The sequence below is a fragment of the Rhodobacteraceae bacterium M382 genome (genome assembly GCA_025141015.1).
Taxonomy (GTDB): Bacteria; Pseudomonadota; Alphaproteobacteria; order Rhodobacterales; family Rhodobacteraceae; genus Aliisedimentitalea; species Aliisedimentitalea scapharcae.
Window position 1 is genome coordinate 1621758 of record CP081098.1, and the last position, 14178, is coordinate 1635935.

A 14178-nucleotide genomic window follows, 5' to 3' on the forward strand; every position below is an offset into this window, starting at 1 on the left:
GTGTCATGGAACCATTACGGGGGTTTTACGTTGGGCGGGCATAACACAGAGGGGCGCGCGCCGGTTCGGGGTGCTTCTGATGGATAAAATCAGAATGGATTCTCGTAGGATCGGAAGGAACGGCCCAAGGTGAAATGGTCAGTCAAAAACTTAAACGATTGTACAGTCAACATAAATCAGACTTTCACATCAGGGGGTTGACCGTTGCGGCTGCTGCGCGCAGCATAAGGCAGAACTTGCGATGTTGAATGCGTTGCGCGGCCTGGGGCGTGGACAGGGGGCCAAATTGGACCCGATCCCCGGCTGATACTGTGCCGAGTTCCAAAAAATAATGAATACCAATCTGGGAGAAGATGAAATGAAAATGAAGGGTTTTGGCGTCGCACTGGGTGCGTTGGGCATGATTGCAGGCGCGGCTCAGGCAGCTGAGATGGGAGCCGTGGACAAGCCGATCAAGCTGGCCATCAACGAATGGACCGGTCAGCATGTTTCGACCCATGTGGCGGGCGAGATGCTCAAGGCTGCTGGATATCAGGTGGAATATGTGACCGCCGGTTACATGAATATGTATCAGGCGATGGCCGATGGCGAATTGCACGGCGCGATGGAGATCTGGTCTTCGAACGTGTCTGATGATTATGCCAAAAAGGTCGAAGGTGGTGGTGTGGCCGAGCTGGGAGATCTGGGGCTGGATGCCAAGGAAGGCATCGCGTACCCGGCCCATGTTGGCGAAATGTGTCCGGGTTTGCCCGCGTGGGAAGCGTTGAAAGACTGTGCCCAGGTGTTTGCCTCGGCTGAAACCATCCCGATGGGGCGTTTGGTGGATTACCCGGCGGACTGGGGTACACCGGGCGCGGACCGTATGACCGGTCTGGACCTGCCGATCAAGGCGATCCCGGCTGGGTCCGAAGGGGCGCTGATTGCCGAATTGCGGGCGTCGACCGAACGCAAGACGCCGCTGTTGATCACCTTCTGGCAGCCGCATTGGGCGATGTCGGCCTATGATGTGCAATTTGTTGATCTGCCCGTTGGCGAAGACGCCTGCTTTAATGATCCGGCCTGGGGACCGAACCCCAATGCGGTCAATGACTGCGATTTCGCCCCAAGCCGTATCTTCAAGGCGGGATGGTCCGGGATGGCCGACACCTGGCCCGCGGCCCATGAAATCCTGACCAACTATCAGCTGGACGTGGCCGATCAGCAGCCCATGATGGGCGCAATCGACGTGGACGGCGGTTCGGTCGAGGAGGTTGTCGCCAAATGGATGGCTGACAACGAAGGTAAATGGCGCCCCGTCGTCGACGCAGCCACCAACTGAGCTGACACGTGAGCACAGGTAACAGGCCTGCCAACACGCCCGCGATTTCCTGCCAGAATGTCTGGCAGGTTTTCGGGCCGGGCGCTGAAACGGCCCTGACCGATGCATTGGCTCGGTCAGGGGATGACCCGGGAGCGGCGGAACAGGAATTGCGCGACAAGGGATTGATCCCTGCAGTTCAGGACGCAAATTTCGAAGTCCACGAAGGCGAGCTGTTCGTGATCATGGGCCTCAGCGGGTCGGGAAAATCAACGTTGATCCGCTGTATCTCGCATCTGCTGCATGCCACGGGTGGGGAAATCCGCATTGACGGCGAAAACATCGTCGAGGCCAGCAAGGCCCGGCTGATCGAACTGAGGCGCAAAAAGCTGGGTATGGTATTTCAGCATTTTGGCCTGTTCCCGCATATGACCGTATTGGACAACGTCGCCTATCCGCTGCGGGTGCAAGGAAAGAAGAAAGCCGACCGTCACGCCAAGGCGCGGGAGGTGATTGAATTGGTGGGCCTTGAGGGGCGCGAACACCATTACCCGCGTGAATTGTCCGGTGGACAGCGGCAGCGGGTCGGGATTGCCCGGTCGCTGGTGGCGGATTGTTCGGTTTGGTTTCTGGACGAACCGTTTTCGGCGCTGGATCCGCTGATCCGGCGACAATTGCAGGATGAATTCCTGCAAATTCAGGACAAGCTAAAAACCACCATTGTTTTCATCACGCATGACATCAACGAAGCGCTGAAATTGGCAGACCGCATTGCCATCATGCGCGACGGCAAGATTGTACAAATTGGTACGCCTGCCGATATCGTGCTGAATCCGGTGGATGACTATGTGCGCGAGTTCTCCAAAGATGTGGCCAAGGGCCAACATGCCCATGTGGTTTCGGTCATGCGGACCGAAGGGGACCTGAGCCACGGGCCGGATGATCCGGGCCTGCTTCAGGGTATGACTCTGGATGCAGCGCTTGCCCGGTGTATGGATCTGTATGAACCAGTGCCGGTGCGCGATGCCGGCGGACAGGTGGTCGGGGTGGTGAACCCCGCCGATCTCGCCGCCGCGTTGCAGGTCGAAACACCATGACAGGTGGTTTGACCAAAGGTGCGCTGGCGGCATTGATCACCTTGGCTGTTGCCGTCCTGTGTCTGGTGCTGGAAAACGCAGCGCCCTGGGTGGTGACCTGGCCCCAGGCCTGGGTTCTGCCTGCGACCGAATGGGTGGGGGCGGGGCTGACCTGGTTTCTGGAGGCCGTGAAGCCGGCGGCGCGCGCCTTTTCCGCAGTAATGTTCTATCCGATGGACTGGGCCAACTGGGTGCTGACAGCAGCGCCCTGGCCGCTGGTCATCGGGGCCACGACCGCCTTGGGCTGGATCCTGGGGGGCACCGCTATGGCGGCGCTGGGTCTGGTAGGGCTGAGTTTTGTTCTCGCTTCGGGGTATTGGATCGAGAGCATGAATACGCTGGCGCTGGTCGCGGTTTCGGTGCCTTTGGCGTTGACAATCGGCGGTGCGATCGGTGTGCTGGCCAATGAATATCCACGGATCAAGAACGCCGTGCAGGCGTTGTTGGACATCATGCAGACCGTGCCGACATTTGCCTATCTCACACCGTTGTTGCTGTTGTTCGGCTTTGGCCCGGTGGTTGGGCTGATCGCTTCGGCGATCTATGCCGCGCCCCCGATGGCGCGCAATGTATTGTTGGGATTGGAGCGGGTCGAACCCGAGATCAAGGAAGCTGCGATCATGGCCGGAGGGACCCGGTTGCAGCAGCTGTTTCAGGTCGAAATACCGTCCGCTTCGACCCAGATCATGGTGGGCGTCAACCAATGTCTGATGGCGGCGTTGTCGATGGTGATCATCGCTGCTGTTATCGGTGGGTTTAATGACATCGGCTGGGAAGTTTTGTTGACCATGCGCAAGGCCCAATTCGGGCAAAGCCTGTTGGCCGGGATGGTCGTCGTCGTTTTCGCCGTGGTCATCGACCGGATGAGCGCGACCTTGGCCAAGGATCGGCGTCAGAGCTATGACAAGCGGGTTGCGATTGGTGTGCTGGCGCTGGGCGTCGCTGTCTCGCTGATCTTTTGGGCGCGCTTGCCGGATCCGGCAGGCTTTACCCTGTTACAGCCGGTGGCGGATGGCGTGGATTATGGGCTGACTGCCTTTACCCGGGCCAACGGCGATTGGTTGGCCAGCTTCAAGAACAATTTCCTGTTCTATGGGTTGCTGCCGCTGAGGATCGGTCTGGACCAGGCGGTGTTGCCCTTTACCTGGGGATTTCAGTGGACCACACAGATGAGCCTGATGCTGTTTGCGGCTGCGGCTGCTGGTGGGATCGTGCTGGGGCTGCGCGGGCGCATGACCCAAGGGGCGCTGCTGTGTATCGGTGCCATTGTTCTGGAAACCGGGATTGCCAATCTGCCCTGGCCCTTTGTCCTGGTGGGCACCGGGTTGTTGGGCTGGGTGTCGGGCGGGCGCAAGTTGGCCATTGTTTCGGTTCTGTTGCTGGGCACCATCCTGTTGTCGGGGCTGTGGGAACGGGCGCTGTTGTCCTTGTACCTGAGCGGCGCGGCAGTGTTTGCCTGCGCGGTTCTGGGCGGTGGTATCGGGTTGATGAGCGCGCTCAGCCCCATGGTGTGGCGGGTGGTGCAGCCGATCTGTGACATGTTGCAGACCATCCCGTTGTTTGTGTTCCTGATTCCGGTTCTGATGGTGTTCCAGATTGGCGAGTTTTCTGCCTTTCTGGCGATCATCGCTTATGCCATCGTGCCGATGATCCGATATACGCGCCACGGGCTGACTGAAACTCCGGCTGAAATGCTGGAGGCTGCCACCGCCAGCGGGGCGACCGAATGGCAGATCCTGCGTGATGTGCGCGCGCCTTATGCGGCCCCGACCATCCTGTTGGGGCTGAACCAGACCATTCTCTATGCCTTTGCAATGCTGGTGATTGCGGCGTTGATCGGGACCACCGGATTGGGCCAGTCGATCTATCTGGCGCTGGGCAAGGCCGACGTTGGGTTGGGCATCTCTGCTGGGGCGGCGATGGCTATTCTGGCACTGATTGCGGATCGGATGGTACAGGGGTTTGCCGAAGAACGCCGCCGCGCATTGGGTCTGTGAAACCCGCCTGAAACAACCCCGGTATGCGCCGCCTGTGGTGTGTACCGGGCCACCTTGCCAACCCTCGCAATCCAACAGATGATGTGCGCCAACACACGGCGATCAAAGAGGCAGAGATGGGCGGTTGGGGTGAATTCGGGGCGGCCATGGTCGTCTTTTTGCTGAGTCACGCGATCCCGGTGCGCCCGCCTGTGCGGCCCTGGTTGGTGGCCCGAATGGGGTTGGTGCCCTATCTGGTCTGTTATTCGATCCTGTCCATCGGTGTGTTGATTTGGTTGGTATTGGCCGCGCGCTATGCGCCCTATATTCAGGTGCTACCTGATTGGGAGGGCTGGCGTTGGGCTCCGGTGCTGATCATGCCGCTGGTTTGCTGGTTGGCGGTGGCTGGTCTCGGCACATCCAACCCGCTTAGTTTTGGTGGCATGAAGCGCGGCGAATTCGACCGTGAAAATCCCGGAGTTCTTGGGTTTACCCGGCACCCGTTGCCAATGGCGCTGGCCCTATGGTCCGGCGCGCATCTGTTGGCCAAGGGCGACCTGGCCCATGTGATCCTGTTTGGGGTTTTTGCGGGGTTTGCGGTGATGGCGATGAAAATGCTGGATCTGCGCAAACAGCGTTTGATGGGGGTCGGGGCCTGGCAGGACTTGGCCTGCAACACATCGCTGTTCAATCCTGCGGCGCTGCGGCCGCGTCTGTGGCAGGTGGCGGCGGCCATCGCCATCTTTGTCGTGTTGTTTCACCTGCACCTGCCAATCATCGGGTTTTCACCCTTACCCTGAGAAGGGGGGCTTTGCTTTGTTCAAATCCTGCTTATGTTCTGCTGTGATACTCCGAGCCCATCCAACAACACACGAGAGACCCTGAGATGAACCTGGCCTATGTTATGACCACCGAACGCGGTGCCACCGACCGGTTGCTCAGCGGATTTGCCGCACAACTGACACAGCAGGGGGTGCGCTGTGTTGGCATCGTGCAGACCAACACCGAATGCGCAGATGACCGGCTGTGTGATATGGATGTGCAGGTGCTGCCGGATGGCAAGGTGTTTCGTATTTCTCAAACCTTGGGCCCCGGGTCCAAGGGATGCCGGCTGGACCCTGCCGCGCTGGAAGAGGCGGTCGGGCTGGTCACGCAATCGCTGGCCGGGGTGCCAGCGCCGGATCTTCTGATCGTCAACAAATTCGGCAAACACGAGGCCGACGGGCGCGGTATGCGACCAGTCATCGGCGAGGCCATGGCCCGCGGGATCCCGGTCCTGACCGGGGTCAACCGCCTGAATCGCGAACGCTTTGAGGATTACTGCGAGGGAATGGCTGTGGCGCTCGACCCCACGGTCGAGGCGTTGGAGAGCTGGTTGGATGGGGTTCGGGCCAAACCCTGATCAGATCGTGGTTTGGGTGGCTGCTTGCGCACTCTGTTGCGTTCAACCGCTGGCTTAGGTCGCGTCTCTGATCACGATCTTCTTGGTGCCGTGTTCGGCAACCAAGCCGACCATGATTTGACGCGAAGATATCTTTCTCACTCCCTGTGACCGGCAACACATTCGCGGAAGACGTGCGACGGGGCGCTTTCAGCGGCTTTGGGGCATCTTGGTCGGACCGTCGGCGTCCGATGTGTGAATCACGAAGCGCAAAAAACCAACGCATCCTGATCATTGCAAATCACAATCTGCGAACAAGACACGCCCTGGTCAATTTGATGATACCAAAAGTCAGATCGTAATCGTGCTGGATCGCGTGGCCAAATCCAATCGCACCTCATTGATCAAAGCTCGTGACGCCAAGGCTGAGAAGCCCAAACCAAACAAGCGGCTCGCAGATCAGGCTGAATATGTGAGACCAACCAAGGATCGGTTTGGCGGCTTTCTAGAGCGACCAAGAGTTATCTTGGCAAGATGTTGTAAAATAAGTGAAATTGAAAAACCGCGCTCAAGCATTCTGTGCCGAAGCTGGTCTTTGCCGAGCCTTTGGAAGACAGTCTGAGAATTGATTTTCGAACCTCAGGAACCACTCTTGCCTTCAGGGAGGCCGTGGATTTCTTCAACCAAAAGGATGAAATGGTGGGCGACCCTGGAATCGAACCAGGCGTGCGTCTCCGCGAGGGAGTTACAGTCCCCTGCCACACCTTGCGGCCTGTCGCCCACTGTCAGGTGGTTGTTGCACCTGACGTGAGGGCGTGATTACTAGCGGACAAAAGCAGCGTCAACAGGAAAATCCCAAGATTTTCACGTGGCGTTGAAAAAAGCCTGCTGGAGAAGAAAATGGCCAAAAAACCCAAATGGATCGTCGAAAAAGAACAGGCCCGCAAGGCCGCTGGATCCGAAACGGTCTGGCTGTTTGGCCTGCATGCGGTTCGGGATGCGCTGATGAACCCCAAGCGCGAGAAATTGCGTCTGGTTGTGACATTGAACGCGCGGGCCAAGCTGGAAGATGCCATTACCGCCGGTGGGATCGAACCCGAAGTGGTCGACCCCAGAAAATTCAATGTACCGATTGATGCCAACTCGGTCCATCAGGGGGCCGCGATGGAGGTGAAGCCACTGAACTGGGGGGGATTGGCCGACAATTGTATCGGTCGCGAAGCTCCGCGTGTTCTGCTGCTCGATCGGGTGACCGATCCGCATAATGTGGGCGCTATTTTGCGATCGGCCGAAGTGCTGGGTGCCAGTGCTGTCATTGGGACCCGTCACCATTCTGCGCCCGAAACGGGTGCATTGGCCAAAACGGCCAGTGGTGCGTTGGAGCGTCAACCCTATTTGCGGATGCGCAATTTGGCTGACACTATTGCCGAGCTTCAGAATATGGGGTTCCTGGTTCTGGGTCTGGATGGCGAGGCCGAGGTCACCATCGAAGCCACCCTGGAGGGACGCAAGGACAGGCCCGTGGCGCTGGTGCTGGGAGCCGAAGGGCCCGGGCTGCGCGAAAAGACCAAACAGGTGGTCGATCAGTTGGTCAGAATTGACGCGGCGGGTGGATTTGGGTCTTTGAACGTCTCAAACGCCGCGGCAATCGCCCTATATGCTTCGGTAGAGCGATAGGAGGCGACCATTCCCCAGACTGACAAGATTCTGACCTGCTGTTATTGTGGAACCCGCACCATCATGGCCGCTCTGCGCCGCCAGGGTCATACGACCCTGGTGTGCAGCTCTTGCGGTGCACCATTGGCTGCGCAGAAGGCACGGAAATCGACTGTGGTCGCCGCTGTGGCCCATACCGCGGCCGGATGTGGCGCGACCGGTGTCAAAATCGCAAAATCACACAAGTCTTCCAAGTCCAAAAAAGCCAAATACAAAACGCGCAAGCGCAAGGGGATGTGGTCGCGGGTGTTGGACGAGGCATTCGACGCAATCGAAGACATTTTTGATTGAGACGGACGTTGCGCTGCAATTTCGATCACAAAAGCGTATGAAAGGTTTCCAGACGGGGGCCGGGACGTCATTTTATTGGAAATACAACATCAAAGATGACTGACCCGATACACCATGCGCCGATTTATCATCCTCCTGATCATGCTCGTGTTCCTGCCATTGACTGCGGCCCGGGCGGACACATCGATTTTTAGCGAATCCTCTGGGGTCGCAATCGGCGGGTATGATACCGTCGCCTATTTCAAAGCGGGCCATCCGATGCCGGGTCAGCGCGATTTTGCCGTGATGTGGAAGGGCGTTACCTGGTTGTTTGTCTCGGATGGAAATCGACAAGCCTTTGAATCCAACCCGCGCGCGTATGCTCCTCAATTCGGCGGATATTGTGCTTATGCAGTTTCCAATGGGTATCTGATGAATGGGGATCCCATGGCGTGGGAGATTGTGGACAACCGCCTGTATCTGACGTTTAGCCCGCCGGTGCACCAGATTTGGCGTAAGGATCGTGACGGACATATCGCCAAGGGCCAGGGTAATTGGCCTGTCGTGCTGCGGAATTAGGACCCCAGAAAGTCACAAGTTGGAGAGCAGGGTTTAAATCCATCCTGTGTGACCCCAATTTAATAACAGACCCCGGACGGGAACACCCGGAGGTCTTTTTCACTGTCCCTCGTTCCACACTGTGCGCCCGGCCCCCAAGACCCGGGCGCATTTTTTATGGCATTTCTCAATTGGAGTCGCGGGGAGACATGGCGTTTGTATCCCGTGTGGTGTCGAATGCCGACTTGCATTGCCTGAGCGTCAATGGTTGTGTGCGGGCCACAGGAGAAGAACATGGCGGATTACAGTGATTCACTGCTCAAATCGGTACTAAAAAGAACCAAAACCATAGCGGTGGTGGGGGTGTCGATGAATTCTGTCCGCCCCAGTTATTACGTGGCGCGCTATCTTGGGCTCAAGGGTTACAAGGTCATCCCGGTGAACCCCGGGCACGCGGGTAAACGGTTGTTTGGCGAAGTCGTGCGCGGTGATCTGAGTGATATCCAAGGGCCGGTCGATATGGTTGATATCTTTCGCCGGTCCGAAGCGGTGCCGGGGATCGTCGATCAGGCGTTAGCGCAATTCCCCAATCTACAGACGATCTGGATGCAGATCGGGGTCGAGCACGCCGAAGCGGCAGCCAAAGCCGAAGCGCGGGGCGTTACAGTTATCCAAAACCGCTGCCCAAAGATCGAATACCAACGACTGTTCGGCGAGTTGCGCATGGGTGGATTTGCCACCGGAATCATTTCTTCGAAGCTGTAGGGCGATATCCTGACCCAAATGAGCGCCTGCGGCGCGCAGGTTATGTCATCGCCGCCCTTGGGGCGTCGCCTCCGTGCGCGTGGGACGGTGACATGTGGAATTGGCCTGTTGCAAGGGTGTTGCGGTCAGGCAAGGTCGCTGTCAGTCAGGGGGGCGGCGGGATGACTGGGCGGCCAGATACGGCGACTCCGCACGCCTGATGTGGGCCTGCGGAGTGGGGTGAAACTCTCAGGACGTCGGACGCGCTGCTTTTTCAACCAGTCCACTTAATCCCTGGCGTCGGGCCAATTCGTTCAGCACATCGTCCAGGGGGATGTCCCTGGCTGCCAACATGACCAGGAAATGATAGAGGACGTCGGCACCTTCGGTGGTGAGCTTGCTTCGGTCACCTTTAACAGCTTCGATGATGGCCTCGATGGCCTCTTCTCCGAATTTTTCGGCGCATTTCTCGGGGCCCTTTGCCAACAATTTGGCGGTCCAGCTGCTGTCGGGATCAGCGGACTTTCGGGCGTCGATGGTGGCGGCCAATTCGTGCAGGATGGACATAGTGGAGCCCTCAGTTCGAACGCATCGGGATGCCGGCGGAAATCATGTGTTCCTTGGCTTCACGGATGGTGTATTCGCCGAAATGGAAGATGGATGCAGCCAGCACAGCGCTGGCACCGCCCTCGGTCACCCCATCCACCAGGTGGTCCAGGGTCCCGACACCGCCCGAGGCGATCACGGGCACATCCACAGAATCACTGATCGCGCGGGTAAGGGGCAGGTTGAACCCGGATTTGGTGCCATCGCGATCCATTGAGGTCAGGAGGATTTCGCCCGCCCCCTTGGCGACCACCAGCTTGGCAAACTCGACCGCATCTATCCCGGTGGGTTTGCGCCCGCCGTGGGTGAAGATCTCCCATTTGCCCGGAGAAACGGTTTTGGCGTCAATGGCGCAGACAATGCACTGGCTGCCGAACTGATCAGCGGCTTGGGCGATCACATCCGGGTTGGCCACGGCAGCCGAGTTGAAGCTGACCTTGTCAGCTCCGGCCAGCAACAGGGCGCGCACGTCTTCTTTGGTGCGGACCCCGCCGCCCACGGTCAGGGGCACAAAACATTGTTCGGCGGTGCGACGCACCACATCGAACATGGTGCCGCGGTTTTCATGGGTGGCGTGAATGTCGAGAAAACAGATCTCGTCCGCGCCCGCCGCGTCATAGGCCTTGGCGGATTCAACCGGATCGCCTGCGTCGCGCAGGCCGACAAAATTGACGCCCTTGACCACACGGCCGTCGGCGACATCGAGACAGGGAATGATGCGGGTTTTCAGCATGGGGGCGTTATGGACCGGTTTGATCCGAGGGGGAAGGGGTTTTCCGGTTCGACCCGCGCCGATTGGTCATTTCGCTCTTGATTTTTTTGGGTCCAAAGGGGGGCGGGCAGAGGAGATACATCTGGGCGGCTGCTTGCGCTTGGTTTGACAGTCGGGCGCGGTGAAGGTCAATAAAGTCAACGGGTTAGCAGGATTGGTTTCATTGGGTTTGAGAGCGTTGGCGGCCTTCTTTATCGATTGTTGCGATGAGGGGATGGTTTTTGATGAGATGAAACCAAGCAGCTGATGGCAAGGTGGCCGCGTGACGTCGACCATCAATCATCTGCCCAATACCCATAGCGACAGTTTCAACTCTGGAGGCCGGGTTGTTGGTCGCCGCCTTTTGGCCGCCGCCAACGGGTTTGATGGTGCCCGTTCAACACACCGGAACGGGCTTCAATCCACAATTTGGTGTTCTCAAGCAGCCATTCCGCTTTTGGATCAGTTGTTTTGCTCGCCGCGACGCCTGATTTCCTATCACGTCACGCCACCCCATCACAGGCGACGCGATGAATTCTCGCTTTGGCATCAGGGCGTGTTTGGCATCCATGGGATCAACGGCTTTCCGCCCCTTGGTATTGGCTCTCGTTGCGCAGCCAATCGCGGACGGTCGCAATCAGCGCCGGGTCACGTGGCTTGCGGGGGCTGACGATGTAGTACCCGTCGCCGGTTGTCAGCGCTGCTTCAAATGCCTGACACAGGCGGTTGCTGCTCAGGTCCCGGTCAACCAGTGCTTTGGGCGTCAACGCCACCCCCTGCCGGGCGAGCGCGGCGTCGATGGCCAGAGAGGTGTGGCTGAAGGTCATGGTTCTGATATCCGGCAGCGGCTGCCCCGTGCACATGGTTTCAAGAAACAGCGGCCAGCGACCATGGGAATCTTCCAGCAGCACATGATGGCGCAGATCCTGTGGGACACGGATTGGCTGGGGTCCTTGTGCCAGGTCGGGGTGACAAACGGCGATCACGTCTGAGGAAAATAGAGGATCCGCCAGCAGCCCGGGGCCAAAGGGCGGTGTGCCCAGGCGAATTGCTATGTCGACACCGTCGGATTGAAAGTTCACCAGAGTGTTCGAGGCATCCAGGCGGATACGGATATCGGGGTTCCGCGCGGAAAACTCTCCCAGTCGTGGCACTAGCCATCTTGTTGCCAGAGAGGGCGACGTACTGATCGTCACAACGACCTCTCCGGGCGTGATCGTATCGGTGGCTTCGGCAATCATGTCGAACGCGCGGTGGATCGACGGCAGGTACCGCCGTCCTTCGTCGGTGAGAGACAAGCCTCTTGCATTTCTATTGAACAATTTGATTTTCAATATTTTTTCTAAAGACCGCACCTGTTGAGACACGGCACCCTGGGTGACGCCCAGCTCCTGGGCTGCCCGTTTGAAGGTCAAGTGACGGCCAGAGGCTTCAAAGGCCTTTAACGCGTTGAGGGGGGGCATTCGGCGCATGTGGGCGTCCGCACAGAGTATAGAATTTCTACTGTCTTAACGCAGAAGTTCTGGTTGGTCAAATCTGGCCGCATGGCCCAAGCTGAGACGAAAGCCGCAGTTAACGTATCTGGAGAGAGAAAAATGACCGATCAAAAAGTTGCAATCATTACCGCAGGGGGCAGTGGCATGGGCGCGGATGCGGCCCGGCGGTTGGCGGCGGATGGGTTCAAGGTGTCGATCCTGTCGTCGTCGGGCAAGGGTGAGGCATTGGCCGCAGAATTGGGGGGAATCGGCATTACCGGGTCCAACCAGTCGAATGCAGATCTTGGGCGGTTGGTCGACACGACCATGGATGCCTGGGGGCGTGTCGATGTGCTGGTGAATTCAGCCGGCCACGGGCCCCGGGCTCCGGTTTTGGAGCTGAGCGACGAGGAGTGGCACCTGGGGATGGATGTCTATTTTCTGAATGTGGTGCGCCCCACGCGGCTGGTTGCGCCAATCATGGTACAGCAGAAATCCGGGAGCATCATCAACATCTCGACCTTTGCCGCCTTTGAGCCGGATCCGGTGTTTCCGACCTCTGGTGTGATGCGGGCCGGGCTGGCTGCCTTTGCCAAGCTGTTTTCCGACGCATATGCGGGCGACAATCTGCGCATGAACAACGTGCTGCCCGGTTTTATTGACAGCCTGCCGGAGAATGCGGACTTCAAGGCCAGAATCCCGATGGGCCGGTACGGAAAATCCTATGCAGAAGTTGCGGCGACCGTTGGTTTTCTTGCGTCAGAGGGCGGCGGCTATATCACCGGGCAGAACCTGCGGGTTGATGGCGGCATCACCCGGTCGGTGTGATGCCGGGCATCCGGTCGGCCTGACAGTCGACCGGAAACAGCAACGTAAAAAAGGGCAGGGGGTGTTGCCCCCGGTGGGCCGATGGCCCAGTCCTGCACCATTCACCCTGGGGGTAGTTTAACCAGAAAAGAACTCAGGCGCGAAAGACCGTCAGCGCCTCTTTCAGGTCGATGGCACCGTCATACAGCGCGCGACCTGAAATGGCACCATTCAACGGCGCGCCGCAGGATTTCAGCGCCTGAAGGTCGGCAATCGACGAGACGCCGCCCGAGGCAATGACCGGGATCGACACCGCATTTGCGAGCGCGGCTGTGGCCTCGACATTGGGACCTTTCATGGCACCATCACGCATGATGTCGGTGTAGATAATCGCGGCCACACCAGCATCTTCGAACGATTTCGCCAGATCGGTGACCATGACGTCGGTCTCTGTGGCCCAGCCCTTGGTTGCGACCTTGCCATTGCGCGCATCAATGCCCACCGCGACCTTGCCGGGGAACGCGCGGGCGGCCTCGCGTACCAGATCGGGATTTTCAACGGCGACGGTGCCAAGGATCACACGGGCCAAGCCTCGGTCGATCCAGCGTTCGATGGTGGCCATGTCGCGGATGCCACCACCCAGCTGAGCCGGGACCTGGGTCTGTTTCAGGATCTCTTCCACCGGGGCGGCGTTGACGGGTTCACCTGCAAAGGCACCGTTCAGATCCACCAGATGCAGCCATTCACACCCGGCGTTGACAAACTCCAGCGCCTGGGCCGCGGGATTGTCGTTGAACACGGTGGTCTGCTCCATGTCGCCATGCACAAGGCGAACGGCCTGACCGTCTTTGAGGTCGATGGCGGGGTAGAGGATCATGGTTCGGCATCCTTTTGCTGTCTGTCGCGGGTGCTATGCACCGGTCCCTGCCGAAATGCAACGCGACCCAAAGTCAGTCTTGCCCGGTTTTCATGGGAGGGTCACAGTGGGTCCGAGTGATAAGACAGCCAGGGAGACAACGCGATGAAACGACTGATTGCAAGCGCAGGGGTGATAATCGGTCTGGCGGGGGCGGCATTGGCCGATCCGGCGGCCGGCACATGGAAGACGGAACCCGGGGATACGGGGGGCTATCTGCATGTGGACGTGGGGCCCTGTGGCTCTGCCATTTGTGGCACGATCAAAACCGCCTTTGACAAGAATGGGGTGGAACAGACCGACTATGAACACAAGGGAAAGAAGATGATCTGGGACATGCAGGCCGACGGGGGCGGGTCCTATTCAGACGGTCAGATCTGGGCTGCGGATTCGGGCAAGACCTATTCGTCCAAAATGTCGCTCAGTGGCAATGCGCTAACCGTCAAGGGCTGTGTCGCAGGTGGGTTGATCTGTCGGGGGCAGACCTGGAAACGGGTGAACTGATCACCTTGAGTTTTGCAAAAAAAGAAGGCCGGGCTGCGCGC

General features: G+C 58.7%; 15 protein-coding genes and 1 tRNA gene. 11 read left to right on the top strand and 5 right to left on the bottom strand.

Annotated elements, in window-relative coordinates:
- Window positions 1-364 precede the first annotated feature (364 nt).
- The 5 genes from K3727_07395 (at window position 365) to K3727_07415 (ending at window position 5811) form a co-directional block, all read left to right on the top strand.
- The gene (locus tag K3727_07395; GenBank protein ID UWQ93308.1) at window positions 365-1318 is read left to right on the top strand and encodes an ABC transporter substrate-binding protein; all 954 of its coding nucleotides are present in this window, start codon (window positions 365-367) and stop codon (window positions 1316-1318) included.
- 8 nt (window positions 1319-1326) lie between these two features.
- Window positions 1327-2394, top strand: a complete 1068-nt coding sequence (locus K3727_07400; protein UWQ92595.1) for a betaine/proline/choline family ABC transporter ATP-binding protein — start codon at window positions 1327-1329, stop codon at window positions 2392-2394.
- The gene (locus K3727_07405) at window positions 2391-4430 is read left to right on the top strand and encodes an ABC transporter permease subunit (protein ID UWQ92596.1); all 2040 of its coding nucleotides are present in this window, start codon (window positions 2391-2393) and stop codon (window positions 4428-4430) included. The genes K3727_07400 and K3727_07405 overlap by 4 nt, the downstream gene beginning before the upstream one ends.
- A gap of 116 nt (window positions 4431-4546) precedes the next feature.
- Window positions 4547-5209 (top strand): NnrU family protein, encoded by a 663-nt coding sequence (locus K3727_07410; GenBank protein UWQ92597.1) that lies wholly within the window; start codon window positions 4547-4549, stop codon window positions 5207-5209.
- Between the two features lie 86 nt (window positions 5210-5295).
- Window positions 5296-5811: a DUF2478 domain-containing protein gene (locus K3727_07415; GenBank protein UWQ92598.1), complete on the top strand. Its 516-nt coding sequence runs from the start codon at window positions 5296-5298 to the stop codon at window positions 5809-5811.
- 676 nt (window positions 5812-6487) lie between these two features.
- Here K3727_07415 and K3727_07420 read toward each other — a convergent pair.
- Window positions 6488-6571 (bottom strand) — tRNA-Tyr (locus K3727_07420).
- A 119-nt stretch (window positions 6572-6690) separates the two neighbouring features.
- Here K3727_07420 and rlmB point away from each other — a divergent pair.
- From rlmB to K3727_07440, 4 genes are all read left to right on the top strand, one after another.
- On the top strand, window positions 6691-7467 hold the full coding sequence (gene rlmB / locus K3727_07425; GenBank protein ID UWQ92599.1) for a 23S rRNA (guanosine(2251)-2'-O)-methyltransferase RlmB: 777 nt from the start codon (window positions 6691-6693) through the stop codon (window positions 7465-7467).
- 63 nt (window positions 7468-7530) lie between these two features.
- Window positions 7531-7797, top strand: coding sequence for a hypothetical protein (locus K3727_07430; protein ID UWQ92600.1), 267 nt, complete (start codon window positions 7531-7533; stop codon window positions 7795-7797).
- A gap of 114 nt (window positions 7798-7911) precedes the next feature.
- Window positions 7912-8355, top strand: coding sequence for a hypothetical protein (locus tag K3727_07435; GenBank protein ID UWQ92601.1), 444 nt, complete (start codon window positions 7912-7914; stop codon window positions 8353-8355).
- A gap of 273 nt (window positions 8356-8628) precedes the next feature.
- Window positions 8629-9099, top strand: coding sequence for a CoA-binding protein (locus K3727_07440; protein UWQ92602.1), 471 nt, complete (start codon window positions 8629-8631; stop codon window positions 9097-9099).
- Between the two features lie 228 nt (window positions 9100-9327).
- On the opposite strand, the gene K3727_07445 is transcribed toward K3727_07440, so the two are convergent.
- From K3727_07445 to gcvA, 3 genes are all read right to left on the bottom strand, one after another.
- Entirely contained in the window at window positions 9328-9645 is a 318-nt protein-coding gene (locus tag K3727_07445; protein ID UWQ92603.1) for a phosphoribosyl-ATP diphosphatase, read from the bottom strand.
- 10 nt (window positions 9646-9655) lie between these two features.
- Window positions 9656-10417 (bottom strand): imidazole glycerol phosphate synthase subunit HisF, encoded by a 762-nt coding sequence (hisF, locus tag K3727_07450; protein ID UWQ92604.1) that lies wholly within the window; start codon window positions 10415-10417, stop codon window positions 9656-9658.
- A 593-nt stretch (window positions 10418-11010) separates the two neighbouring features.
- Complete coding sequence (gene gcvA / locus K3727_07455) at window positions 11011-11907, bottom strand: transcriptional regulator GcvA (protein ID UWQ92605.1); 897 nt, start codon at window positions 11905-11907, stop codon at window positions 11011-11013.
- Window positions 11908-12030: 123 nt separating this feature from the next.
- Here gcvA and K3727_07460 point away from each other — a divergent pair, with 123 nt between their 5' ends.
- Entirely contained in the window at window positions 12031-12738 is a 708-nt protein-coding gene (locus K3727_07460) for an SDR family oxidoreductase (GenBank protein ID UWQ92606.1), read from the top strand.
- A gap of 133 nt (window positions 12739-12871) precedes the next feature.
- Here K3727_07460 and hisA read toward each other — a convergent pair whose 3' ends face one another.
- Window positions 12872-13594, bottom strand: coding sequence for a 1-(5-phosphoribosyl)-5-[(5-phosphoribosylamino)methylideneamino]imidazole-4-carboxamide isomerase (gene hisA / locus K3727_07465; GenBank protein UWQ92607.1), 723 nt, complete (start codon window positions 13592-13594; stop codon window positions 12872-12874).
- Window positions 13595-13738: 144 nt separating this feature from the next.
- Here hisA and K3727_07470 point away from each other — a divergent pair, with 144 nt between their 5' ends.
- Window positions 13739-14137 (top strand): DUF2147 domain-containing protein, encoded by a 399-nt coding sequence (locus K3727_07470; protein UWQ92608.1) that lies wholly within the window; start codon window positions 13739-13741, stop codon window positions 14135-14137.
- Window positions 14138-14178 lie beyond the last annotated feature (41 nt).

Bases quoted from the DNA above. Each gene is read 5' to 3' on its own strand.
- K3727_07435 (UWQ92601.1), top strand. From the start codon at position 7,912: ATGCGCCGATTTATCATCCTCCTGATCATGCTCGTGTTCCTGCCATTG.
- K3727_07460 (UWQ92606.1), top strand. From the start codon at position 12,031: ATGACCGATCAAAAAGTTGCAATCATTACCGCAGGGGGCAGTGGCATG.
- K3727_07405 (UWQ92596.1), top strand. From the start codon at position 2,391: ATGACAGGTGGTTTGACCAAAGGTGCGCTGGCGGCATTGATCACCTTG.
- K3727_07440 (UWQ92602.1), top strand. From the start codon at position 8,629: ATGGCGGATTACAGTGATTCACTGCTCAAATCGGTACTAAAAAGAACC.
- hisA (UWQ92607.1), bottom strand. From the start codon at position 13,594: ATGATCCTCTACCCCGCCATCGACCTCAAAGACGGTCAGGCCGTTCGC.
- K3727_07415 (UWQ92598.1), top strand. From the start codon at position 5,296: ATGAACCTGGCCTATGTTATGACCACCGAACGCGGTGCCACCGACCGG.
- gcvA (UWQ92605.1), bottom strand. From the start codon at position 11,907: ATGCGCCGAATGCCCCCCCTCAACGCGTTAAAGGCCTTTGAAGCCTCT.
- K3727_07445 (UWQ92603.1), bottom strand. From the start codon at position 9,645: ATGTCCATCCTGCACGAATTGGCCGCCACCATCGACGCCCGAAAGTCC.
- K3727_07395 (UWQ93308.1), top strand. From the start codon at position 365: ATGAAGGGTTTTGGCGTCGCACTGGGTGCGTTGGGCATGATTGCAGGC.
- K3727_07410 (UWQ92597.1), top strand. From the start codon at position 4,547: ATGGGCGGTTGGGGTGAATTCGGGGCGGCCATGGTCGTCTTTTTGCTG.
- hisF (UWQ92604.1), bottom strand. From the start codon at position 10,417: ATGCTGAAAACCCGCATCATTCCCTGTCTCGATGTCGCCGACGGCCGT.
- rlmB (UWQ92599.1), top strand. From the start codon at position 6,691: ATGGCCAAAAAACCCAAATGGATCGTCGAAAAAGAACAGGCCCGCAAG.
- K3727_07470 (UWQ92608.1), top strand. From the start codon at position 13,739: ATGAAACGACTGATTGCAAGCGCAGGGGTGATAATCGGTCTGGCGGGG.
- K3727_07430 (UWQ92600.1), top strand. From the start codon at position 7,531: ATGGCCGCTCTGCGCCGCCAGGGTCATACGACCCTGGTGTGCAGCTCT.